Origin of the sequence: Flavobacterium solisilvae, assembly GCF_012911605.1 — a bacterium.
GTDB classification, from domain to species: domain Bacteria; phylum Bacteroidota; class Bacteroidia; order Flavobacteriales; family Flavobacteriaceae; genus Flavobacterium; species Flavobacterium solisilvae.
The window spans coordinates 26,455-50,846 of sequence record NZ_JAAMPT010000206.1 but is presented as its reverse complement, the minus strand read 5'-3'; the positions used below and the strand labels follow the sequence as shown (position 1 = coordinate 50,846).

General features: G+C 33.0%; 24 protein-coding genes. 13 read left to right on the top strand and 11 right to left on the bottom strand.

The genetic code is table 11. The annotated features are described in order from the left end of the window. Positions 1 to 3: 3 nt before the first annotated feature. Together tsaE and porX are read right to left on the bottom strand one after the other, a co-directional pair. Positions 4 to 411, bottom strand: coding sequence for a tRNA (adenosine(37)-N6)-threonylcarbamoyltransferase complex ATPase subunit type 1 TsaE (gene tsaE, locus G6042_RS07950; RefSeq protein ID WP_169523776.1), 408 nt, complete (start codon positions 409 to 411; stop codon positions 4 to 6). Between the two features lie 112 nt (positions 412 to 523). Further along, positions 524 to 2,077 carry a T9SS response regulator signal transducer PorX gene (gene porX / locus G6042_RS07945; protein WP_169523775.1) on the bottom strand — a complete coding sequence of 518 codons (1,554 nt, stop codon included), beginning with the start codon at positions 2,075 to 2,077 and terminating at the stop codon, positions 524 to 526. 157 nt (positions 2,078 to 2,234) lie between these two features. On the opposite strand from porX, the gene G6042_RS07940 reads away from it, so the two are divergent. The 9 genes from G6042_RS07940 (at position 2,235) to G6042_RS07900 (ending at position 13,759) form a co-directional block, all read left to right on the top strand. Then, the gene (locus G6042_RS07940) at positions 2,235 to 2,873 is read left to right on the top strand and encodes a Crp/Fnr family transcriptional regulator (protein ID WP_169523774.1); all 639 of its coding nucleotides are present in this window, start codon (positions 2,235 to 2,237) and stop codon (positions 2,871 to 2,873) included. Further along, positions 2,873 to 3,673, top strand: coding sequence for a sulfite exporter TauE/SafE family protein (locus G6042_RS07935; protein WP_169523773.1), 801 nt, complete (start codon positions 2,873 to 2,875; stop codon positions 3,671 to 3,673). Before G6042_RS07940 ends, G6042_RS07935 begins: the two co-directional genes overlap by 1 nt. A gap of 77 nt (positions 3,674 to 3,750) precedes the next feature. Then, the gene (locus G6042_RS07930) at positions 3,751 to 5,160 is read left to right on the top strand and encodes an MBL fold metallo-hydrolase (RefSeq protein WP_169523772.1); all 1,410 of its coding nucleotides are present in this window, start codon (positions 3,751 to 3,753) and stop codon (positions 5,158 to 5,160) included. A 99-nt stretch (positions 5,161 to 5,259) separates the two neighbouring features. Next, positions 5,260 to 5,457, top strand: a complete 198-nt coding sequence (locus G6042_RS07925; protein WP_169523771.1) for a hypothetical protein — start codon at positions 5,260 to 5,262, stop codon at positions 5,455 to 5,457. A 137-nt stretch (positions 5,458 to 5,594) separates the two neighbouring features. After that, the gene (locus tag G6042_RS07920; RefSeq protein ID WP_169523770.1) at positions 5,595 to 6,908 is read left to right on the top strand and encodes a TolC family protein; all 1,314 of its coding nucleotides are present in this window, start codon (positions 5,595 to 5,597) and stop codon (positions 6,906 to 6,908) included. A gap of 89 nt (positions 6,909 to 6,997) precedes the next feature. Next, complete coding sequence (locus G6042_RS07915; protein ID WP_169523769.1) at positions 6,998 to 8,086, top strand: efflux RND transporter periplasmic adaptor subunit; 1,089 nt, start codon at positions 6,998 to 7,000, stop codon at positions 8,084 to 8,086. A gap of 72 nt (positions 8,087 to 8,158) precedes the next feature. Next, positions 8,159 to 11,362 (top strand): efflux RND transporter permease subunit, encoded by a 3,204-nt coding sequence (locus G6042_RS07910; protein ID WP_169523768.1) that lies wholly within the window; start codon positions 8,159 to 8,161, stop codon positions 11,360 to 11,362. Positions 11,363 to 11,389: 27 nt separating this feature from the next. Further along, the gene (locus G6042_RS07905) at positions 11,390 to 11,578 is read left to right on the top strand and encodes a YgaP family membrane protein (protein ID WP_169523767.1); all 189 of its coding nucleotides are present in this window, start codon (positions 11,390 to 11,392) and stop codon (positions 11,576 to 11,578) included. A 141-nt stretch (positions 11,579 to 11,719) separates the two neighbouring features. After that, positions 11,720 to 13,759, top strand: a complete 2,040-nt coding sequence (locus G6042_RS07900; RefSeq protein WP_169523766.1) for a M13 family metallopeptidase — start codon at positions 11,720 to 11,722, stop codon at positions 13,757 to 13,759. A 98-nt stretch (positions 13,760 to 13,857) separates the two neighbouring features. Here G6042_RS07900 and G6042_RS07895 read toward each other — a convergent pair whose 3' ends face one another. The 9 genes from G6042_RS07895 to rsfS form a co-directional block, all read right to left on the bottom strand. Further along, on the bottom strand, positions 13,858 to 14,637 hold the full coding sequence (locus G6042_RS07895) for a superoxide dismutase (protein ID WP_169523765.1): 780 nt from the start codon (positions 14,635 to 14,637) through the stop codon (positions 13,858 to 13,860). A 16-nt stretch (positions 14,638 to 14,653) separates the two neighbouring features. Further along, a complete protein-coding gene (locus G6042_RS07890; RefSeq protein WP_169523764.1) occupies positions 14,654 to 14,929 on the bottom strand; it encodes an acyl-CoA-binding protein in 276 nt (91 codons plus the stop codon). Between the two features lie 31 nt (positions 14,930 to 14,960). Further along, positions 14,961 to 15,527, bottom strand: coding sequence for a porin family protein (locus G6042_RS07885; protein WP_169523763.1), 567 nt, complete (start codon positions 15,525 to 15,527; stop codon positions 14,961 to 14,963). Between the two features lie 2 nt (positions 15,528 to 15,529). Next, positions 15,530 to 16,042: a hypothetical protein gene (locus G6042_RS07880; RefSeq protein WP_169523762.1), complete on the bottom strand. Its 513-nt coding sequence runs from the start codon at positions 16,040 to 16,042 to the stop codon at positions 15,530 to 15,532. 22 nt (positions 16,043 to 16,064) lie between these two features. Next, entirely contained in the window at positions 16,065 to 16,721 is a 657-nt protein-coding gene (locus G6042_RS07875) for a phosphatidylserine decarboxylase family protein (RefSeq protein WP_169523761.1), read from the bottom strand. Continuing rightward, the gene (locus tag G6042_RS07870) at positions 16,711 to 17,514 is read right to left on the bottom strand and encodes a phosphatidate cytidylyltransferase (RefSeq protein WP_169523760.1); all 804 of its coding nucleotides are present in this window, start codon (positions 17,512 to 17,514) and stop codon (positions 16,711 to 16,713) included. The genes G6042_RS07875 and G6042_RS07870 overlap by 11 nt, the downstream gene beginning before the upstream one ends. A 1-nt stretch (position 17,515) precedes the next feature. Further along, positions 17,516 to 18,121 carry a lactate utilization protein B/C gene (locus G6042_RS07865; protein WP_169523759.1) on the bottom strand — a complete coding sequence of 202 codons (606 nt, stop codon included), beginning with the start codon at positions 18,119 to 18,121 and terminating at the stop codon, positions 17,516 to 17,518. A 110-nt stretch (positions 18,122 to 18,231) separates the two neighbouring features. Beyond that, a complete protein-coding gene (gene ftsH / locus G6042_RS07860) occupies positions 18,232 to 20,157 on the bottom strand; it encodes an ATP-dependent zinc metalloprotease FtsH (protein ID WP_169523758.1) in 1,926 nt (641 codons plus the stop codon). Positions 20,158 to 20,175: 18 nt separating this feature from the next. Then, complete coding sequence (gene rsfS, locus G6042_RS07855) at positions 20,176 to 20,547, bottom strand: ribosome silencing factor (RefSeq protein WP_169523960.1); 372 nt, start codon at positions 20,545 to 20,547, stop codon at positions 20,176 to 20,178. A 95-nt stretch (positions 20,548 to 20,642) separates the two neighbouring features. Here rsfS and G6042_RS07850 point away from each other — a divergent pair, with 95 nt between their 5' ends. The 4 genes from G6042_RS07850 (at position 20,643) to G6042_RS07835 (ending at position 24,330) form a co-directional block, all read left to right on the top strand. Then, complete coding sequence (locus tag G6042_RS07850) at positions 20,643 to 21,371, top strand: biotin--[acetyl-CoA-carboxylase] ligase (protein WP_169523757.1); 729 nt, start codon at positions 20,643 to 20,645, stop codon at positions 21,369 to 21,371. Between the two features lie 88 nt (positions 21,372 to 21,459). Further along, positions 21,460 to 22,941, top strand: a complete 1,482-nt coding sequence (locus tag G6042_RS07845) for an aminotransferase class V-fold PLP-dependent enzyme (RefSeq protein ID WP_169523756.1) — start codon at positions 21,460 to 21,462, stop codon at positions 22,939 to 22,941. A gap of 3 nt (positions 22,942 to 22,944) precedes the next feature. Then, the gene (locus G6042_RS07840; RefSeq protein WP_169523755.1) at positions 22,945 to 23,586 is read left to right on the top strand and encodes a rhomboid family intramembrane serine protease; all 642 of its coding nucleotides are present in this window, start codon (positions 22,945 to 22,947) and stop codon (positions 23,584 to 23,586) included. Between the two features lie 48 nt (positions 23,587 to 23,634). Then, positions 23,635 to 24,330 (top strand): SIMPL domain-containing protein, encoded by a 696-nt coding sequence (locus G6042_RS07835; RefSeq protein ID WP_169523754.1) that lies wholly within the window; start codon positions 23,635 to 23,637, stop codon positions 24,328 to 24,330. The last annotated feature ends 62 nt before the right edge of the window (positions 24,331 to 24,392 follow it).

Here is a 24,392-nt window from a genome sequence, read left to right as displayed (position 1 = left end):
TTACTATTGAAAAATCAAGTGTCGATTGCCGTTATCGGATATTTTTATGGTGATTTCAGAATAATCATCAGGTAATAAGTTCGGAATTTTTTCTGACCATTCAATAAAACACCAATTTCCAGAATATAAATATTCGTCAATGCCAAAATCCAAAGCTTCGCTTTCACTTTTTAAACGATACACATCAAAATGATATAACAAATCGCCATTAGCGGTTTTGTATTCATTGACTAAAGAAAAAGTTGGACTACTTGTTGCATCGGTAACGCCAAGTTCTTTTGCTAAAGCTTTGATTAAAGTAGTTTTTCCTGCGCCCATTTGTCCGTGAAAAAGAATAACTTTTTGCGGATTTTCAGCAATTATTTTTTGCGCAACTTGTTGTATTTCGTCTAATGAAAATGTTATTTCCATATTTTAAGTAATTAGTAAATAGTGAAGAGTGAAGAGTGAAAAGTAAATAGTGAAAAGTAAAAACTTTTTTTTGCTATATACTATTTACTTTTCACTCTTCACTAATCACTTTTTATTTCGGATTAAAAACTAAAAACGGTACTATCATTTCTTCCAATGAAATTCCGCCGTGTTGATACGTATTTCGATAGTAACTTACATAATGGTTATAGTTGTTGACATAAGCCAAAAACAAGTCATTTTTTGCAAAAATATAAGAACTACTCATGTTTATTGCTGGTAAACCGATTTTTTTTGGATCTTTTACTGCATAAACATCTTTGTCTTCATAAGTCAAACTTCTTCCAGTTTTGTAGCGTAAATTTAAGCTGGTGTTTTTGTCTCCAATTACTTTTGATGGATTTTTAACGTTAATTGTTCCGTGATCGGTTGTTATAATTAGTTTGAAACCCAATTTTTGCGCTTGTTGAATAATTTCCAAAAGCGGAGAATTTTTAAACCAACTTAAAGTCAAAGAACGATATGCTTTATCATCTGAAGCTAATTCTTTTACAACATCCATTTCAGTTTTAGCATGAGAAAGCATATCAACAAAATTGTAAACTACTGTAACTAAATTGTTGTCTTTTAGCCCTTTGAAGTTTTCGGCTAATTTTTTTCCGCTGGATAGATTAGTAATTTTAAAGTAATCTTGCTTAATGTTTAAGCCCAAACGTTTTAAATGAGCTGTTAAAAATTCGGCTTCATAAAGATTTTTTCCGCCTTCTTCCACGTCATTTTTCCAATATTGCGGGAATTGTTTTTCCATATCGGCAGGTAATAATCCCGAAAAAATGGCGTTTCGTGCATATTGTGTTGCAGTTGGCAAAATAGCAAAATAGGGAACTTCTTTTTCCAGTTTATAATGATTGGCAACAACACTTTCCATGGCTTTCCATTGGTCGTAACGGAGATTGTCGATGACTACAAAGAGTACCGGTTTGTCTTTTTTAACCAATTCAGGAACAACTAATTCTCTAAATAAAGTATGTGATTGTATTGGTTTCTCTGCTTTTGCATTGAACCAATCTTCGTAGTTTCGTTCGATGAATTTTCCAAATTGAAAATTGGCTTCTACTTTTTGGCTTTCCAAAATTTCAAACATGCTTTGATCGTTGATGTTTTCGAGTTCCAATTCCCAAAAAAGTAATTTTTTGTACAATTCAACCCAATCTTCATAGGTTCGAACCATCGTCATATCCATTGCAATTTTTCGGAATTCTTTTTGGTAATCCAAGGTTGTTTTTTCTGAAACTAATCTCGAATGGTCTAAGTTTTTCTTTAGACTCAACAAAATTTGGTTCGGATTTACTGGTTTGATAAGATAATCGGCAATTTTAGAACCAATGGCTTCTTCCATGATATATTCTTCCTCACTTTTGGTAATCATAATCACCGGCGTGGACGATTTTTTCTCTTTCATTTCAGATAAAGTTTCTAAACCACTCATTCCAGGCATGTTTTCGTCAAGAAAAACGATGTCAAAATTATTTTCGGCAAAAATATCAATAGCATCACGACCGTTGTTGCAAGTTGTAACTTCATAGTTTTTTTTCTCCAAAAAAAGTATGTGTGGTTTTAACAAATCAATTTCATCATCAACCCAAAGTATTTTTATATTATCCATAGTTTCTAATATCTATTTAGCGTGCAATTTACTACAATATAAACGTTGCGAATATTAAAATTATTATAAAAAGTTGAAAATATATTTTCTTTTTAAGCAATCAATAATCATTCTTTGTACTTTTTTACAGAAATTTACATTTCGAAAATTTTTTTAGATGAAAGAACTGCTTCAACAAACTTACGGATACATTTTTGAGGAAAAATTAATTGATGATATCGTCAGAGTTTCATTGCTGAAAGATTTCAAAGAACACGATGTTTTGATTGATTTTGGTGATTATATAAAGAAAATGCCTTTGCTGATTTCTGGTGCGATAAAAATTTTGAGAGAGGATTTTGATGAAGGCGAGTTGTTGTTGTATTTTATAGAAAAAGGCGATACTTGTGCTATGACAATGGCGTGTTGCCTTGGAAATACTAAAAGTGAAATTCGAGCTGTTGCCGAAACCAACGGACAAGTGATTATGATTCCGGTGGAAAACATGGAAGAATGGCTTGGAAAATACAAATCGTGGCGAAATTATGTTTTCAATAGTTATAACAACCGATTGAAAGAAATGCTTTCGGCAATAGATAATTTGGCATTTATGAATATGGATGAACGATTGCTGAATTATCTTGTAGAAAAAGCTAAAATCAATAATACCAAAGAAATCAATGCAACGCATCAGGAAATTGCTTATGATTTACATACTTCGCGAGTAGTAATTTCAAGATTGCTAAAAGCTGCCGAAAATGAAGGAAAAATTAAACTTCACCGTGCAACGATTGAATTGATAAATACAAAATACTAATGGAAATCAATCAAATCATTGGATACATTTTAGCGGTTTTTGTTGGAATTACTTTAGGTTTAATTGGAAGCGGTGGTTCTATTTTGTCCGTTCCGATATTGGTTTATGTAATGAAAATCGAACCTATTTTGGCAACTGCTTATTCTTTATTTGTGGTTGGAACATCTGCTTTGTTTGGTGGAATTCAAAAAGCAAAAGAAAAATTAGTTGATTTTAAAAAGGTGGTTTTATTTGGTGTTCCAACGGTTTTAGCAGTTTTTATTACCCGAAAATTTATCGTGCCAAATATTCCTGAAATCATTTTTTCGACTTCTTTTTTTACGCTGAAAAAATCGGTTTTAATTATGGTGGTTTTTGCTATTGTAATGATGTTCGCATCCATAAGAATGATAAAACCAGTAAAAGAAAAAATCACTACTGACGATGATAAATTAAACTATCTTGGAATATTTCTTCAAGGACTTTTTATTGGGTTAGTTGCCGGATTTGTTGGTGCTGGTGGCGGATTTTTAATTATTCCGGCATTACTTTTTATGGCAAAAACACCAATGAAAATAGCAGTTGGAACGTCGCTTTTTATTGTAGCTATTCAATCGTTATTAGGTTTTTTAGGTGATATTGGAACACAAAAATTAGATTGGAAACTCATTTTGATATTCACAGCTTGTTCAATTATTGGAGTTTTGATTGGCGGATTTCTTTCCAAAAAAGTTTCCGGAGAAAAATTGAAAACTTCTTTTGGTTGGTTTGTGCTATTGATGGGAATTTACATTATCTCTAAAGAATTATTTTTTTCCTAAAAAAATACTAAAAGTAACATTTGTCACATTTTGACAATTCAAATTGAGTTAACTTTGTTTTATAAATTAAGATAATTATGAAAATCGAACAAATATATACCGGTTGTTTAGCGCAAGGTGCTTATTATATTGAAAGCAATGGCGAAGTGGCAATCATCGATCCGCTGCGTGAAGTACAACAATATGTGGATAAAGCAACGGCAAACAACAGCAAAATCAAATACATTTTTGAAACCCATTTTCACGCCGATTTTGTTTCGGGACATGTGACATTAGCGGAAAAAACTGGTGCAACAATTATTTATGGTCCAAATGCTAATCCGTCATTTGAAGCATATATTGCAAAAGATGGCGAAGTTTTTCAATTGGGAGAAATTACCATCACTTGTCTTCATACACCTGGACATACCATGGAAAGTTCTTGCTATTTGTTAAAAGATAAAGAAGGAAAAGATTTCGCTTTGTTTAGTGGTGATACGTTGTTTTTAGGCGATGTTGGTCGTCCAGATTTGGCTCAAAAAGCGGCCGACATGACTCAAGAACAATTGGCTGGAATTCTGTTTGACAGCTTGCGTTCCAAAGTAATGACTTTGGCAGATGATGTTATCGTTTATCCAGCGCATGGTGCAGGAAGTGCTTGTGGAAAAAATCTAAGCAAAGAAACCGTTGGAAGTATTGGCGACCAAAAAGCAACCAATTATGCTTTGCGAGCTGATATGACACGAGAAGAATTCATCAAAGAAGTTACCGATGGATTATTGCCACCGCCAGCTTATTTTCCGATGAATGTGAAGTTGAATAAAGAAGGTTATCAAAATGTAGAAGATATTATTTCGGAAGCCAAAGCATTTGATGCCAAAACTTTCGAAGCCGTTGCCAATGAAACCGATGCTTTAATTTTAGATGTTCGTCATCAAGATGATTTTTCAAAAGGACATATCCCGAAATCTATTTTTATTGGCATTGACGGACAATTTGCACCTTGGGTTGGTGCTTTGATTTTAGATTATAAACAACCTATTCTTTTAGTAACTCCCGAAGGTCGCGAAGAAGAAACAATAACTCGTTTATCGCGGGTTGGATATGACAATACCCTAGGATTTTTGGCTGGCGGATTTGACGCTTGGAAAAATTCTGGTTTGGAATATGATACTTTAAATAGTGTAACAGCTTCAGAATTAGAAGAGAAAATGAAAAACGAAGCTTTGGTTTTTGATGTGAGAAAACCAGGTGAATATGAAGCCGAACACATTGAAAATGTTCCTTCAACGCCTTTGGATTTTATCAATGAACATTTAGCGGAATTCCCAAAAGAAGATGATTTTTATATCCATTGTGCTGGAGGTTATCGTTCTGTAATTGCAGCATCAATCTTGAAATCAAGAGGTTATCATAATGTAATTGATGTAAAAGGCGGTTATGCAGCGATTAAAAATACAGGAATTAAAAGAACCAATTTTGTTTGTCCTTCAACATTAAAATCATAAATTAAGCAGAAATTAATGTTAAATAATAACAATCATTCAAAATAAAATATAAATTTGATTTACTAAAAAATTGATTATTAATACTAAAAATTATAAAAGATGAAAAAAATCGTTTCAATGTTTGCTATTGCGGCATTCTTGTTTTCAGTAAATGCTAATGCATCTGAGCCAACAAAAGACAAAAAGAAAAAAGCAAAAACCGAAAAATCAACTACTACAGAAGATAAAAAAGAATGTAGCAAAGAGAAAAAAGCAGGTTGTTGCGCTTCTAAAAAAGCTGAAGAGAAAAAAGCATAATTGATTTCTTCTTAAAATTATAAACGTCTCGAATTTTTCGGGACGTTTTTTTTGCTCAAAAATCTCTCTGTAACATTTGTAACTGTACAGCACTTTTTACGTTTCTACTTTTGCTTCATAATTCAGAATAAACAGTTATGAAGAGAATAAGTAGTATCATTTTTTCAGGAGTATTTTTGTTTTCGCTTTTTGGTTTCAGTCAAGATACTTTGTCAATTTCCAAAAGTGATTTGATGCAAAGAATTTCCGAAAAGAATTTGCAGATCAAAATTGCCGAGAAAGCATATCAATCGGCAAAGGCAGATTACAATCAATCTAATGCCTTATTTCTACCCAATATCAATGTGTCGCATACCGGAATTTCTACAACTAATCCGTTAATGGCTTTTGGTTCCAAATTGAATCAGGAAATTTTAACCCAAGCTGATTTTAATCCGACCTTATTAAATGACCCAAAAGCAATTCAAAATTTTGCCACAAAAGTTGAAATACAGCAGCCTTTGATAAACGTTGACGGTTGGTATGGAAGACAAGCAGCCAAAGCAAAAATGGAAGCTTTTCAATTGCAAACCGAACGTACCAAAGAATATTTGGAATTAGAATTTTTTAAGGCTTATATGCAACTTCAATTGGCTTATAAAGCAGTAAAGGTTTTAGAAAATGCCAATACAACAGGAAATGCCAATTTGAAATTAGTTGAGAATTATTTTACACAAGGCATGTTGCAAAAAACCGATTTGTTGAACGTTCAAGTTCGTGTAAACGAAATCGAAAATCAATTGCAGTATGCTAAAAGTAATGTGCAAAATGCTTCCGATTATTTAGCTTTTCTATTGAATGAAGATACTAATGGTAAAATCTACAAACCTACTGAAGAATTGGAAAATGTAATTTCGGTTGAAGAAATGAAAGTTGCCTTGTCAGATAACCGAAAAGACATTCAAGCTATGAAAAAATCTACTGATGCTTATGCTAAAATGATGCAATCTTCTAAAATGACTTTTTTACCACGATTAAATGCATTTGGAAGTTATGAGTTATATGATAAAAATTTCTTAGGAACTTCTGCCAAAGGATATTTAGTTGGTGCACAATTTTCATGGAATGTTTTTGATGGATATAAATCGATTGGAAAATTTCAAAAAGCCAAAGCCGATTATCAAAAATCTGAAGTGGAAACAGAACAATATAAAAAACAAAGCCAGTTAGAATTAAATAAAGCTAATCGTCAGCTAAAAGATGCTGAAAATAAAGTCAATCTTTCACAATTAGCTTTTGAACAATCACAGGAAGCTTATAGAATTCGACAAAATCGTTTCGTACAGGGATTAGAAAAAACAATCGATTTACTACAATCTGAAACCCAAATGTTCCAAAAAGAATTGGAGCATTTACAATCAGTTTTCGAATATAATTTCACTAAGCAGTATTTGCAATTTTTAACTAAATAATTAAAGCAACACAGATTAGGGAAATCAGAGAAATTTTTAAAATTATTATAATTTCTTCAATCTGTGTTCCAAATAAAAAAAACATAAAAATGAAAAAAACAATAGCAATCTTAATCCTTTCAACTATCTTATTCCTTTCATGTGGAAAAGACAAGAAAGAAGCAACCAATAACGAACCAGCCATTGCAGTTCAAGTAAGCGGAATTTCAGCCGATTCAAATGCGCCATTTATAACCGCAAGCGGAAAAATTGAAGCTGAAAACAGTGCCAATGTGTCGACTAGAATGATGGGTTATGTTACTAAAGTTCACGTAAAAGTGGGACAAAAAGTAGGAGCAGGACAACTTTTAGTAAGTGTAAACAACACCGACTTAAAAGCCAAAAAAGCACAAGTTGATGCTTTAATTCTACAAGCAACTGCAGCTTTCAATAATGCTAAAAAAGATTACGAAAGATTTACAGCTTTATTCAATCAGCAAAGTGCTTCTCAAAAAGAATTAGACGATATGATTTCGCGATATGAAATGGCTAAAGCTGGTTTAGAAGGCGCCAAACAAATGAAAAACGAAGTAATGGCACAGTTTTCTTATTCTAATATTACCGCTCCATTTTCAGGAGAAGTTACCAATACGTTTGTTAAAGAAGGCGATATGGCCAATCCAGGAATGCCTTTAGTTAGCGTGGAAGGTGTTTCAAGAATGCAAGTAACCGCTATGGTTTCTGAAAGTGATATTGCTCAAATTACTAACGGAATGCCAGTTAAAGTTTTAGTAAAATCAATCAACAAAGAACTAGCAGGAAAAGTTTCTGAAGTAAGTGGTTCAGCTAAAAATACAGGCGGACAATATTTGGTAAAAATAACATTGAATACAACCGATAAAGCCATTTTATCAGGAATGTTTGTTAATGTTCAATTTCCAATTGCCAACAAACCTAAAACAGAAACAACAATAAAATCAGATAAAGTTATGGTACCAGAAAGTGCTTTGGTAAAACAAGGACAACTAACAGGAATTTACACCATAGCTGGCGAAAAAACAGCCATTTTAAGATGGATAAGAACCGGAAAATCATTCGGAAATCAAGTAGAAGTATTATCAGGATTATCGGCTAACGAGCAATACATCGTTTCAGCAGAAGGGAAATTGTATAACGGAGCTTTGGTAAGTATTCAGTAATCGGTCGCAGTTTTTAAGTTTAGATAGAAAACAACTTTAAACTTTTAAACCTTAAACTTTAAACAAAAAAAAATGCAAGAAGGTATATCAGGAAAAATAGCCCACTTTTTCATCAACTCTAAATTAACCATTTTATTGATGGTAGGTTTGATGATAATTGGCGTATATAGTTCGTTCTTAATTCCTCGCGAAGAAGAACCTCAAATCAATGTTCCCATGGCCGATGTTATGATTGGTTATCCAGGAGCAAGTCCAGCAGAAGTGGAAAGTAGAGTGATTAAACCACTCGAAAAAGTACTATCAAACATCAAAGGAGTGGAACATTTGCATAGTATGGCGATGAATGGTCAAGCCATGATTATTGTGCAGTTTTATGTAGACGAAGATTCCGAACGCTCGTATGTAAAATTATACGACGAGTTAATGAAAAACGAAAACATGTTCCCAAAAGGCGTTTACAAACCTATGGTGAAAACACGTTCTATTGATGATGTTCCAATGTTGGGATTGACACTTTGGAGCGAAACATTAAACGATTTTGAAATTCGTCAAATTGCGGAAGAAGTTACGTCTGAAATAGAAAAAGTAAAAGATGTTGCCATTACCAAAGAAATTGGTGGAAGAACGCGTGAGCTAAAAGTAGTTTTAGACAAAGATAAAATGGCCGAAAATGGTGTGGATGCTTTGGTTGTTATGCAAATGATTCAAGCCAATAATGGTAGTTCACAATCGGGAAGTTTTGTTTCAAATGATAAAGAATATTTGCTTACAACAGGACAATTTCTTTCCACTTCAGAAGATGTCGAGAATTTGGTAGTTGGTGTAAATGCCAATATGCCTGTCTATTTAAAACAAGTTGCTAAAATTCAAGATGGACCAGCAACTCCAAGAAGTTATGTGTCTTTTGGATACGGAAAAGCCAATGAAAAATATTCCCAAAACAAATCAGAATATCCAGCCGTTACGATTTCAGTAGGAAAAGTAAAAGGAGCAGACGCGATGAAAATTGCAGACAAAATCCTTGAAAAAATTGAAGGTTTAAAGAAAACGTTAATCACAAATGATGTGCATGTTGAGGTTTCCAGAAATTACGGAGAAACAGCTTCACATAAAGTTGGTGAATTACTAATGCATTTGGGAGTTGCTATTGTTGCCGTAACCCTTTTAGTAATGCTAGCTATGGGTTGGCGTGGTGGATTAGTAGTGTTCTTTTCTGTGCCTTTAACGTTTGCCTTGACACTATTTGCTTACTACATGTTAGGATATACATTGAACAGAATCACCCTTTTTGCCTTAGTTTTCGTGGTTGGAATTGTGGTAGATGACAGTATCATCATAGCCGAAAATATGCACCGCCATTTCAAAATGAAACGATTGCCTTTCAAACAAGCTGCTATTTTTGCGATAAATGAAGTAGGAAATCCAACGATTTTAGCAACGTTTACAGTAATTGCAGCGATTCTTCCAATGGCTTTTGTGTCAGGAATGATGGGACCTTATATGAGTCCGATGCCTATTGGTGCTTCTATTGCGATGTTACTTTCGTTGTTTGTAGCTTTAACGGTTACGCCTTATTTGGGGTATCATTTATTACACGAAAAAGAAGATCAAGAACACAAAGCCGAACAAGGATTAGAAACCTCTTGGATTTATAGAGTTTACAACAAATTCGAACGTCCGTTTTTAGAAAACTCTACCAAACGTAGAGTGATGTTGGGAATTACGGTTGTTTTGTTAGCAGGTTCAGTTTTGATGTTTTTTACCAAATCCGTTTTGGTAAAAATGCTACCTTTTGATAACAAAAACGAATTCCAAGTGGTAGTTGATATGCCCGAAGGAACTACATTAGAAAGAACGGCAGCAGTTACGCAAGAAATTGCTCAATATCTTACCACAATTCCAGAAGTTGTGGATTATCAGAATTACATCGGAACTTCTGCACCTATCACATTCAATGGTTTGGTTCGTCATTACGATTTGCGTGGCGGAAGCAATATGGCGGATATTCAAGTAAATTTATTGCACAAAGAAGACCGTGATTTACAAAGTCATGATATTGCTAAAATTGTTCGTCCAGAAGTGCAAAAGATTGCAAAAAAATATGGTGCGAATGTCAAAATTATCGAAGTTCCACCAGGACCACCAGTATTATCAACATTGGTTGCTGAGATTTATGGTCCAAATTATAAAGATCAAATTGCAGTTGCCAATCAAGTAAAAGGTATTTTAGAAAAAACCTCAGATATTGTTGATGTCGATTGGATGACCGAAGACAATCAAATCGAATATCGATTGGAAGTCGACAAAGAAAAAGCAATGCTTAACGGAATTGCTCCGCAACAAGTTGTTGGAAACTTGACTTATTTATTGAAAGAATATCCGGTTTCTAATTTGTATGACGAAAATTCTAATAATAGCGTTGGAATAGTATTGTCTCTTGACGACAAAGACAAAACATCGTTGCAAGATATTCAGAATTTAAAAATTAAAGGAAGTCAAGGCAATGTTGTTCCAGTTTCTGATTTGGTTAAAGTGGTTGCTGATACTTTGCAGAAAACAATTTACAGAAAAGACCAAAAACGCGTAGTTTATGTAACAGCTGATATGGCAGGAACATTAGAAAGTCCGGTATATGCTATTTTGGGAATGAACGAAGAATTGCAAAAGATGAAATTGCCAAAAGGCTACAAAGTCAACGAATTATACATGGAACAACCATCCGACGAAAGTGATTTCACCGTGAAATGGGATGGAGAATGGCAAATTACATTAGAAGTTTTCCGTGATTTAGGTTTAGCATTTGCAGTGGTAATTGTGATTATTTATATGTTGATTGTGGGTTGGTTTCAAAACTTTAAGACACCAATAGTTATGATGACAGCCATCCCATTATCTTTAGTCGGAATTGTATTCGGACATTGGTTGTTAGGTGCTTATTTTACCGCAACATCTTTTATTGGAATGATTGCTTTAGCAGGAGTAATGGTTCGAAACTCCGTCTTACTCATCGACTTTATCGAAATCCGACTGAATGACGGAATTCTATTAAAACAAGCTATTATTGAAGCTGGAGCAGTTAGAACTACACCAATTTTGTTAACAACCGGAGCTGTTGTAATTGGTGCTGTAATCATTTTATTCGATCCGATTTTCCAAGGATTAGCAATTTCGTTAGTATTTGGAGCCATCGTTTCAACAATACTTACTTTAATTGTTGTACCAATCATTTATTACATTACGGAAAGAAAAAAATGGGAGAATAAAACGAATGTATAAGATTTTTGATTTAAAAATAGGAATAATATGATAAACAGATTAATTAGAGCAATAGCCGGAACGTTTATAATCATAAGCGTTTTACTAGCAATGTATGTAAATCAAAATTGGTTGTGGTTTACTCTTTTTGTTGGTGTCAATTTACTTCAATCATCCATAACCAAGTGGTGTTTGATGGAAGATATTTTACGTAAAGTTTTTAAAGTAAAAGACTAAATAAAAATCCACTGAAAAGTGGATTTTTTGTTTCATTAAATAGTTATCATTTTGTTAACAAATTTTGTTCCAACAGTAACATTATCATTACTTTTACTACTAATTTTCAAAATAAATTACTTAACCCAATCATCAATCAAAATGAAAAAGACTAAAATGCTGGTTTTCGGGCTTGTTTCTGCGTTAACCATTTTAAGTTGCAATCAAAAAGAAACGGATTTTGTCGATCCGTTAATCACCAATCGTGATACTACAGTTAATCCTTCAGACGACTTTTTTATGTATGCCAATGGCGGATGGTTCAAACGAAATCCAATTCCGGCGAGCGAAAGAAGCAATGGAATTTTCAGAACTATAGGTGATACAATCAATTCTCAAATTAAACAAATTTGCGAAAAATCGGCAGCGATGACCAATGCCAAAAAAGGAAGTAACGAACAAAAAATCGGCGATTTCTATGCTTCAGGAATGGATACTTTATCCATCGAAAAATTAGGTTTGTCGCCACTGAAATCGGATATTCAAAAAATTAAAAACATTTCAGATGTTCCATCTTTATTGAACACAATTGCTTATTTGCATACCATTGGCGGAAATCCTGCTTTTTCTGCTTATGTAGGTCAAGACGATAAAAACAGTTCAAAATATGCTGTTTTCCTTGGTCAAGGCGGACTTGGAATGGGAAATCGTGATTATTATTTCAATACCGATAAAGAAACGGTTCACATCCGAAATGAATATGTAAAACACTTGGAAGCTATTGCTGAATTGATTGGATATTCTAAAGAAGTTGCAAAGAAAAATGCACAAACCATCATGAAAATGGAAACCGAATTGGCGCAAAATTCCAGAAAATTAGAAGCACTTCGTGATCCAATCAAAAATTACAATAAAATGAGTATTTCGGAGTTGAATAAAACAACGCCAAATATGGATTGGAAAGCGGTAACTTCGGCTATTGGATTAAAAAATGTTGATACGCTTATTGTTGGTCAACCAGAGTTTTATGTGGCATTAAACAAAATGATAAAAAGTTATTCGATTGAGGATTGGAAAGCTTATTTGGAATGGGATTTAGTAGATTCGTATGCTTCTTATTTGAATAAGTCTATCGAAAAACAAAATTTTTATTTTTTCTCAACGGTAATGAGTGGTGTAAAAGAGCAAAAACCACGCTGGAAAAGAATTGTAGAACAAACCGATGGTGCTTTGGGCGAATTAATCGGTCAGATTTATGTAAAAGAATATTTGCCAAAAGGTTCCAAAGAAAAATTACTTGAAATTGGAAACAACATTAGCACAGTTTATGCCGAAAGAATTAAAAATTTGGATTGGATGAGCGAAGCCACCAAGAAAAAAGCGCTTAATAAGTTGAGCAAAATCGTCATGAAAGTAGGTTATCCTGATAAATGGAAAGATATGAGTAGTGTGGAAATTAATCGAGATACTTATTTGGCAAATGTTATGGCGACTAACAAATGGGCAATAAACGATATGATTTCAAAATACGGAAAACCGGTTGATAGAACCGAATGGGGAATGTATCCTCAAACGTATAACGCTTATTATAATCCGAGTAATAACGAAATTTGTGTTCCGGCATGTAATATTTTGGTTCCAGGATTTGAAGGAAGAATGCCAGATGATGCTGTTTTGTATGGAATTATTGGAGGTTCAACTTTTGGTCACGAAATCACTCACGGATTTGACGATCAAGGAAGTCAATATGACGAAAAAGGAAATTTGAACAATTGGTGGACTGCGGAAGATTTGAAAAAGTTTCAGGCAAAAACGAAGCTTATTGTTGAACAATATAGTAAATACGAAGCGTTACCGGGTAAGTTTGTTAATGGCGATGCTACTCAAGGAGAAAATATTGCCGATTTAGGCGGTGTTGTTATGGGATTTGAAGCTTTCAAAAAGACAGCTCAGTATAAAAACAAAGAAAAAATCAGCGGATTAACTCCAGAGCAACGTTTCTTCTTAGGTTATGCTTATGCTTGGATGGTGAATATAAAACCAGAATCATTGGCAAATCAATTATTAACCGATGTTCATGCGCCAGCAAAATATAGAATAAACGGAGTAGTGGAAAACATGCCCGAATTTCATAAAGCTTTCAATATAAAACCGGGAAGCAAAATGAGAAGAACTGATAAGGAATTGGTTTCTATTTGGTAGAAACAAAACTCCAAAAAATTCAAATAATAAAATCCCAAATTTCAATTCAGTTTTAATCTAATTGGAATTTGGGATTTTAATTTTGGAATTTGAAAAAACTATTTCTTTTGTTTTATGGCTTCTTCATAGCGTTCACCAACTTTTTTCCAGTTGATGATATTAAAAAAGTTTTGAATGTATTTTTTACGCTTGTATTGATAATCGAGATAATAAGCATGTTCCCAAACGTCTAAACATAAAATTGGCGTTCCAGCAATCGTTTGTTTTGGCATTAAAGGATTGTCTTGATTTGGAGTACTTGTTACTTGTAATTTTCCTGATTTATCAACGATTAACCAAGCCCAACCTGAGCCAAATTGTTTTTCAGCAGCTTCTGTAAATTGAGTTTTAAACAAGTCAAATCCTCCAAAATCTTTTGTAATAGCTGCTGCCAAAGTGTCTTTGGGTTGACCACCAGCTTTTGGCGCTAGACTTTCAAAAAACAATCCATGATTATAAAAACCACCAGCATTATTGCGTAAATCAGCATTGTTTAGATCTAGTTTTTTCAAAATGTCTTCGATAGCTAAATCAGTCAAAGTAGCATCGGCAGCAACCAATCGATTTAGGTTATTGGTATAAGTCAAATAATGTTTTGAATAATGCATTTCCATTGTTAACGTAGAAATATCAGGCGATAATTCATTGTACTCATATGGTAATTTCAATAAACTAAACTGACCATTATCAGCAGTTACATCATCTGGATGACCAATCGTAATTTTTTCTTCGGCAGATGGAAGCGGAACTTCAACAACTTCGGTTAGTTTTTTTCTTTTACATGATGGAAGTGTGCAACAAAGCGAAATTGTCATTACAATTACTAAAAACTTTTTCATGGTAAAGGAATTTTATTTATGATTTTTTGTTTGCCAAAGCTAGTATCGATTCGATGTATAATTCCTTAGCTTCATCAATACTAAGATGACTAATTTGCATCCAAGCATTAGTTTTAAAAGCATTTCTTAAATCGAAATTTGATGAGTTTGGACGTTCTATAGTTCCAATTGTTGCTTGTTTATAATAAGCATACAAACGCAATTGCACATCTTGTGGCAAAGACGCTTGTGTCATTTTTGAAGCTACTTCTACAGCTTCCTGAAATCGAGTATCTAAATCTTTTTCAGACATAAGTTTTTAGGTTCTGCTTTTCAAACATTTTTTAGTTAAAGAAATATCCTAGAGATATACTTATACAAGAATTTTTATAATCTCTATTTTCAAATAGTTTAGTGAAACCGTAACCATATCTTCCTTGAATAAAAATTCCCTTTTCAAATTCATATGATAAACCAGCGTTTAAATTCATATCAAATGAAGATACATCATCAATATCAAAAGTTTCACCATTTAGTTTTGCTTTTTTGCTTATCAAAAAACCAAATTCTGGTCCGATTTCAAAGTTAAATTTTTGTGTTATATGAGTTTTTAGTAAAACTGGTACATTAATATAAGTAAGTCTTATTTCAGGATTATTTGAAGTTAATGGTAAACGATAAATTCCGCCTTTTGAGTTTAAGTTTAATTCACCTTGTATGCCAAATGTTTTATTCAAATCCATTTTAGCAACACCACCAAGATTGAATCCAACTAAATCGGAATTTGTTCCACCATCTGTGTGAAATCCAGTTAAATTTACTCCAGCTTTTACTCCATAAGTTATGTTATTTTGTGATGATACTGAATATGAAATAAATAAAAATGTGACTAGGAGATAAATCTTTTTCATTTTTATGGTGTTAAATAGTTGCCGTTAAATTGTCCAGAAATAATTTGACCGTTAGCTTTTGTAAATGAAAAGCTGAAGTTTACAGTAGTTGAAGTTATACTATTAATGGTAATGTTTATGTTAGTTGCTTGTAAATCTGTATTATTATCTGATAAAATTTCAGTTCCACCAACAATATTTCCACTAGTTCTATTTGAGTTAATTTTTGCATTATAATCTAAAATATTAGTATAAGTTGTCTCTTCAACATTAACATCATTAAAATCAAAATATAATGAAGAAATGTTACTCAAATCATTTTCGCTGCTTATTTCTGAAATCGTTTTGTTAACTAAATTAAAACTAATATCACTAGGATTATTATCAGCGGTATTTTCATCATTAATAAAAACTGTTTTTACTTCGTAAAATGTTCCATTATAGGTAAAACCATTTAGATTTGAATCACCAGAATTATCGTCTGAACTACAAGATAACATTAAAATTGAAAATAATAAAATCCCTATTTTTTTCATGGAATTAAGTTTAAATTATTCTTTACTCTTTTATTGCAATGATGGTTTTTCCACCAACCGCTTTTTCGTTCAGTTTTACATTTACTTTGGTACCAAGCGGTAAATATAAATCTACTCTAGAACCAAATTTTATAAATCCAGCATCTTCACCTTGAATAACTTGCATTCCTTCTTGGGCATAGTTTACAATTCGTTTAGCCAAAGCACCAGCAATTTGACGGTAAAGAATTTCGCCGAAAGTATTATTTTCAATCACAACAGTTGTTCTCTCGTTTTCTGTACTTGCTTTTGGATGCCAAGCTACCAAGTATTTTCCTGGATGGTATTTACTAAAATTAATTTTTCCACTCATTGCATAACGAGTTACATGCACATTGATTGGCGACATAAAAATAGACACCTGAAGACGTTTGTCTTTAAAATATTCTGCTTCAAAAACTTCTTCAATTACAACTACTTTTCCGTCAACTGGAGCAATAATGTGGCTTTCGTTTAGAGCAACAGTTCTTTTTGGGTTTCTAAAAAATTGTAAAATCATTACAAAAAAGAAAAGAACAACAAGCATTAATGTCATTCGTAACCAAGGAATTGATGCTGTAAATTCGTCAATTAAAATAATAGCGGCAACGAAACTAACTAATGAAATGAAAATGATTTTATAACCTTCTTTATGAAACATAATAAATAATTTGGTAAAACAAAAATACTATTGGTGCTACAAATATAATACTATCTAGTCTATCTAGTACACCGCCATGACCAGGCATTATAGTTCCGCTGTCTTTTACATTGGCAATTCGCTTGAATTTAGATTCTACTAAATCGCCTAATGTTCCAAAAACAGAAGCCAAAACAGCAATAAAAATCCAATGAATGTAGGATTGTAGCATTAAAAACTGAGCCAAAATAATTCCGGCAACGATAGAAAAAATAAATCCGCCAACAAATCCTTCGATGGTTTTTTTGGGTGAAACTTTTTCAAAAAGTTTGTGTTTTCCAAAAGTTTTTCCAACCAAAAAAGCAAAAGTGTCATTTACCCAAATTAGAATGAAAATACTCAAAATGATATTTGGGTTATAACTATTTTCTACAAACGGAATTTTGGTAATAAGAACAAATGGCAAAATGATGTAACCTATCAGATATGCATATTTTGATAATGAATCTACAGGTTTGTTTTTTTTGTCAAAAAGGAAAAAGAGAGCTTTAATACTAACCAATAATGTGGCTAAAAGAATTAGAATATCATTGGTTTTTATTGTGTATGATAAATTGCAAAGAATAAAAAGTCCAACAGCAATAAGCATTGGAACTATATTTTTTAGGTTTACTAATTTGCAAAATTCCGAAACAGCAATAAGTAATAGGATACCAAAAAACAGTAAAAAACTATTCGAAGAATAAAACGTTGCCGATATCAACAGTACAATATATACTGCTCCCGAAATAGCTCTTGTGAGAGTAGAATTCATTTTACAAATCTTCTAAAAGCAATAAGTATAAATTTTTTGGACTGCTTCCATATTGAAGAAAATCCTCTTCTTTTGCTTTTTCGAAATATTTTATTGTGGTAATATTTGTTGGGTATTCTTTGTCATATTTTTTCTTGATAACGCGAAGACCATCGCTTTTACTTTCAAGAATTTGACTTGTAGTTGCTAGAATAATGATGTTATTTGGCAAATCATTTGGTTTGTGTTGCTTAATTTGATTGGAAGAAAAAAGTACTGAACCTTCATCAGCAATTAGGTTTTCACAACTAGCAAATAAAAATCTTGGTTCAGTTGGGTTGGTATATGAAAGTTTATTTTCGTCAAGCATTGAAAATAATTTACTCTCAAAACATAAAGCTTCACATTCAAACCAATCGTTTTCTTCAAGAATGTTTAGAAATTGTTCTTTAACTTCATTTAGATTTTCGCAATAAATAAATTTACCGCCATTTTTCTTAAAAGTATAAGTGAATTTTTCATCCACAGGAAGTAATGAAAAACTTGATGGAGCGTTGTTAAACTCACTTTTGCTCTCTTCATCAGAGTTATCATTACTGTTGCCAAATATTTTTCTAAATAAACTCATTGGTGTTTTTTGTATTCTAGGCTATTCTTAGGAATTCATCAAAGATAAAAAAATCTTAATTCAAAAGCATTTTTTGAATTAAGATTTTAATAAAATGTTAAATTTTTTATTTACTGTTCTGAAACAATTTCTTCTTCGTCATTTTCAAAAGGTCTTTTTCCAAAAATGGTTTCTAAATCATCTTTAAAAATAACTTCTTTTTCTATCAGAATATCAGCAAGTTGTATTAATTTGTCTTTGTTTTCTTCTAGGATTTTAATGGCTCGTTGATATTCGTTTTCAATTAAACCATTAATTTCTTTATCGATTACTTGAGCCGTTTCTTCGGAATATGGTTTTGAAAAATTGTACTCACTTTGCCCAGATGAATCATAATAAGTGATATTTCCAAGTTTTTCATTCAAACCATATATTGTAACCATAGCGCGAGCTTGTTTAGTTACTTTCTCTAAATCGCTCAAAGCACCCGTTGAAATTTTGTCAAAAACTACTTTCTCAGCAGCTCTTCCGCCCATTGTGGCACACATTTCGTCTTTCATTTGCTCAGGTCGAACAATTAATCGTTCTTCTGGTAAATACCATGCAGCACCAAGACTTTGACCTCTTGGAACGATGGTAACTTTTACTAACGGTGCAGCGTGTTCAAGCATCCAACTTACCGTTGCGTGTCCAGCTTCGTGAACAGCAATAGCACGTTTTTCGGCTGGTGTAACGATTTTGTTTTTCTTTTCTAAACCACCAACAATTCTGTCAACAGCGTCTAAGAAATCTTGTTTATCAACTGCGGTTTTGTTATTTCTTGCCGCAATTAATGCTGCTTCGTTACAAACGTTAGCAATATCAGCACCAGAAAAACCTGGAGTTTGTTTTGCTAAAAAGTCAATGTCTAAACCATCTACTTTTTTCAACGGTTTTAAATGAACTTCAAATATTTCTTTTCGCTCTCTAATGTCTGGTAAATCCACATAAATTTGACGGTCAAAACGTCCAGCACGCATTAAAGCTTTGTCTAAAACATCGGCTCTATTGGTTGCTGCTAATACGATTACGTGAGTATTTGTTCCAAAACCATCCATTTCGGTTAGTAATTGGTTTAAGGTATTTTCACGTTCGTCATTGGAACCTGAAAAGTTGTTTTTTCCTCTGGCACGACCAACAGCGTCAATTTCGTCAATAAAAATAATTGCTGGTGATTTGTCTTTGGCTTGTTTGAATAAATCACGAACACGTGAAGCTCCAACACCAACGAACATTTCCACAAAATCAGAACCTGATAATGAGAAAAAAGGAACTTTTGCTTCGCCAGCAACCGCTTTTGCTAACAATGTTTTTCCTGTTCCTGGCGGACCAACAAGAAGTGCGCCTTTTGGAATTTTTCCTCCAAGAGTGGTGTATTTTTCTGGATTTTTCAGAAATTCTACAATTTCTTGTACTTCTTCTTTTGCACCTTCTAAACCAGCAACATCTTTAAATGTGATTTTAACATCTGTTTTTTCGTCAAAAAGTTTTGCTTTCGATTTTCCAATGTTAAAAATTTGACCTCCGCCACCGCCAGCTCCGCCACCAGACATTCTTCTCATGATGAATATCCATAGACCAACGATGATGATGATAGGTAATAAACTGAAGAAAATTTCTTCCCAGTTGCTTCGTTGACTAAAGTTATAATCAACCAGTTTTTTCTCTTTTTTGGCTTCTTCTAATCTTTTTTCAAAGTTTTGAGTATCACCAATGTCAAAACTATAATGCGGACCTTTATTTTCTCGGTTTAAAATATCTTTTGAAATATTTTTGTGTGCTTTATCTTTTAAAGCAGCAGGAGTAAGATAAACTTCGGCTTCTGTTTTATTGAAAATAATAACTTTTTCAACTTGACCTTTCTCTAGGTATTCGTTGAATTTAGAAGTGGTTAATTTGCCTACTTCTTGAAAACTTGAACCGCCAAAAACATTCAGCAGTATAAAAATCAGGATTAAAATTCCATAAATCCACATTGGACCTATTTTGAAATTACTTGGTTTCTTTTCGCTAGCCATTTTTTTGCTTTCGTTTTTTTAATAATTGGTTTGAACGGATGTTATTTTGGCATCACCCCAAAGTCCTTCGATGTTGTAAAACTCACGAATTTGTTTTTGAAAAACATGAACCACTATGTTCACATAATCCATTAAAACCCATTCGCCATTATCAGTTCCTTCAACATGCCAAGGTTTATCTTTTAATTCTTTTGAAACTAATTTTTGGATGGAGTTAACTATGGCGTTAACCTGTGTATTTGAATTTCCGTTGCAGATGATAAAATAATCACAAACTGCTGTATCTATTTCTCTTAAGTCTAAGATATCAATATCGTTTCCTTTAACTTCTTCTATTCCTTTGATGATGTTTGCAAGTAAAACATCGGTTTGAGCTTCTTTCTTCGCCATGTATAAAATTTCTATGATTTGCAAAGGTATTATATTTTGTACTTATTTTTGCCTAACCAAATACTAAAATTATACTAATTTATACCTTAATTACCTTGCAAATAATCAAACTCAGTGCCATAGATTCTACAAACGACTATTTGAAGCAATTATCAAGAGAAAAAAAGCTAGATAATTTTACTATTGTTGTTGCTAATGAGCAAACAAAAGGTCGCGGACAAATGGGTTCTAAATGGGTTAGTGAAGTTGGTAAAAACTTGACTTTTAGTGTTTTGGTAAAAAACGTAATGATTGCTAATGAAAAGCTATTCGATTGGAATATTGTCGTAGCGTTAGCGGTTTTAGAAGTTTTAGAAAGGCATGAAATTCAAAAGGTTTCCATCAAATGGCCAAACGACATTATGGCAGATTCTAAGAAAGTTGGTGGCATATTGATTGAAAATGTTTTAAAAAGCGGCGAAAGCTTCGATTCGGTTGTTGGAATTGGGTTAAATCTAAACCAAACTAATTTTGAACATTTGCCCAAAGCCACTTCATTAAAAAGTTTGACTAATAAAGACTACGATATTTTTGAAACAGCAGAAGAAATTACCAAAAAAATTCAGGAAAAATATCAGCAGTTGGATGAATTAATGCAAGTTTTTTGGGATAAATACCACGAAAAACTTTTCAAGAAAGATAAACCTCTAGCATTTGAAGATGTTCACAACAACCGTTTTATGGGAATTATTCAAGGCGTTACTCATGATGGAAAGTTACAAGTAATGCTCGAAGACGATTCGGTTACTTTTTTTAACATCAAAGAAATTCAAATGTTATACTAATGACTTGTTTACTTTGAAAGTTTAATATCCAATTACGAAAACGATTTAATTCAAAAAAATGTATCTTTGAGCACTATATTTTTTTACTATGTTAGCTACTGCAAACAAAACAACACTAGAACTTTATTTTGAGCAATTCAGAAAAAATATCATCGGAATTAATCAAGAATTTCAATCACCTTTTGGAAACCAAAAGATAATCTACACCGATTGGACAGCTAGCGGAAGATTATACCGTCCAATTGAGGAAAAAATGATGAACGTTTTTGGACCATTTGTTGCCAACACTCATACGGAAACTACTATTTCTGGAACTGCAATGACGATGGCGTATCATGAAGCGAGAAAAATTATCAAGCGACATGTAAATGCCAACGATGATGATGTTTTAATTACCGACGGTACCGGAATGACAGGAGTTGTTAATAAACTACAACGTATTCTTGGTTTACGTGTTACCGAAAATCTAAAAGAGTTTACTAAGATACCTAAAGAATTAAAACCGATTGTTCTAATTTCTCACATGGAACATCATTCTAATCAAACGTCTTGGCTAGAAACAATTGCCGATGTAGAAGTAATTCCATGTGATGAAGAAGGATTATTTTGTTTGGAGAAATTCAAAACTACGTTAGAAAAATATAAAGACAGAAGTTTTAAAATTGCTTCCATCACTTCGTGTTCCAATGTAACTGGAATTCAAACACCTTATCACGAAGTGGCAAAAATAATGCACGAGAACAACGGTGTTTGTTTTGTGGACTTTGCTTGTTCTGGACCTTATGTTGCTATTGATATGCATCCTGATGATGAACGATATTTGGACGCTATTTTCTTTTCGCCACACAAATTTCTTGGCGGACCAGGAACAACTGGTGTTTTACTTTTTAATAAAAATTTATACAAAAATAATGTTCCCGATTGTCCTGGCGGCGGAACAGTAAGTTGGACAAATCCTTGGGGCGAACACAAATATATTGATAATATCGAAGACAGAGAAGATGGTGGAACGCCAGGTTTTCTTCAAGTGATTAAAACCGCTTTGGCTATTCAGTTGAAAGAAGAAATGGGCGTGGAAAATATTCAAAATCGCGAACACGAAATCGTTGACTATGTTTTCTCTAGATTGGAAAATATTCCGAATATCAAGATTTTAGCCAATCAACATAAAGATAGGTTAGGAGTAATCTCTTTTTACATTGATGATTTGCATTATAATCTTGGAGTAAAGATGTTGAACGACCGTTTTGGAATTCAAACTCGTGGCGGATGCAGTTGTGCTGGAACCTATGGGCATTTTCTTTTGCATGTTGACCAAGAAACATCTCATGATTTAGTGTGTCAAATTACTTCGGGCGATTTAATAAAAAAACCAGGATGGATTAGAATGTCCATTCATCCAACGACTACTAATGAAGAGATTGAATACGTTTGCAATAACATTATTGCTTTAGCAGAAAATCATAAAGAATGGGCTTCGGAGTATAATTATGATGCAAAAACCAATAATTTCCATCATAAAAACGATGCCTTACCCGAAAAAGAAATGGTTAAATCTTGGTTCAAATAATTTATGGAAAATACTATAATGCTTTTTATAATCATTGTTAATGCAGTGGTTAGTTTCAAAGGTTTTAATGATGAAATGTTCTTCAGGAAATACCAATTTCATGTAGGTAGCATTCGTGCTGGCGAACAATTCAGAATGTTAACTTCAGGTTTTCTCCATGCTGATATACCTCACTTGGCGTTTAACATGATTACGCTTTATTTCTTTGCGCCAATTGTAATTCAAACATTAGGTAGTTTTTCATTTATACTTATCTACCTCGGAAGTTTAGTATTTGGAAGTTTGTTGACTATGGTTTTTCATGGAAATGAATATAGCTATCGAGCGGTTGGTGCTTCTGGAGCTGTAACAGGAGTTTTATATTCCGCTATTTTGATGTATCCTGATATGACTATTGGTATATTTGGGATTATTCCAATGCCAGCTTATATTTTTGGAATTCTATATCTTCTATATTCCATTTACGGAATGAAATCCAGAACCGATAACATTGGACATACGGCTCATTTTGGTGGTGCTATTGGTGGATATGTTATTACTTTGTTAAAAATGCCTTCGTTGCTGCAAGATAATTTGTTGATGGTTATTCTATTAGCCATTCCTATTGTCATTTTGTTTGTAATGGCAAAAGCAGGAAAACTATAATTGGCACAACTTTTGAAATATTCTTTACAAACCAATAAATAACATATCATGAAAAAGATAGTATTAATTTTAGCAGTAGTATTTTCGACTATGACACAAGCGCAAGAGCATAAACCTCAAGTTCCTCAAATTTCGGTAACGGGAGAAGGAAAAATTAAAGTTGTTCCAGACAGAGCCATTATTTCGGTTGGGGTTTTGAATACCGGTAAAGACTCTAAAGAAGTAAAAACTCTCAACGACGAAACTGTAGATAAAGTAATTAAGTTTTTAAAGAAAAGTGGCATTGCGGCTACCGATTATAAAACCGATAACGTAAGCCTTCATAAAAACTACGACTACGAAAAGAAGAAATACAACTTCCAAGCGAGCCAAAACATCAGCATTACATTGAAAGATTTATCAAAATATGATGAAATCATGATGGGATTAAACGATGTTGGGGTAAATTCAATTCAAGGTGTGGAGTTTAAATCTTCTAAAATGGAAGAGCACGAAAGAGAAGCGCGCAAAAAAGCCATGTTGAATGCCAAACAAAAAGCAGAAGATTATGTTTCCGTTTTAGGACAAAAAGTAGGCAAAGCACTTTTGATTACGGATAACTCACAAGTGTATTATCCTCAACCGATGTATAAAGGCGCAATGATGGCAATGGCTGCAGATGCAGAAAGTGCTCCAAGACAAACATTAGCCATTGGCGAAATTGAAATCAATGCTACAGTAAATGTTAGTTTTGTATTAGACTAGCAATGGTTATTATCACCAAAATGAAAAAGTCTCCATTTGGAGACTTTTTTTATGCTTATAAT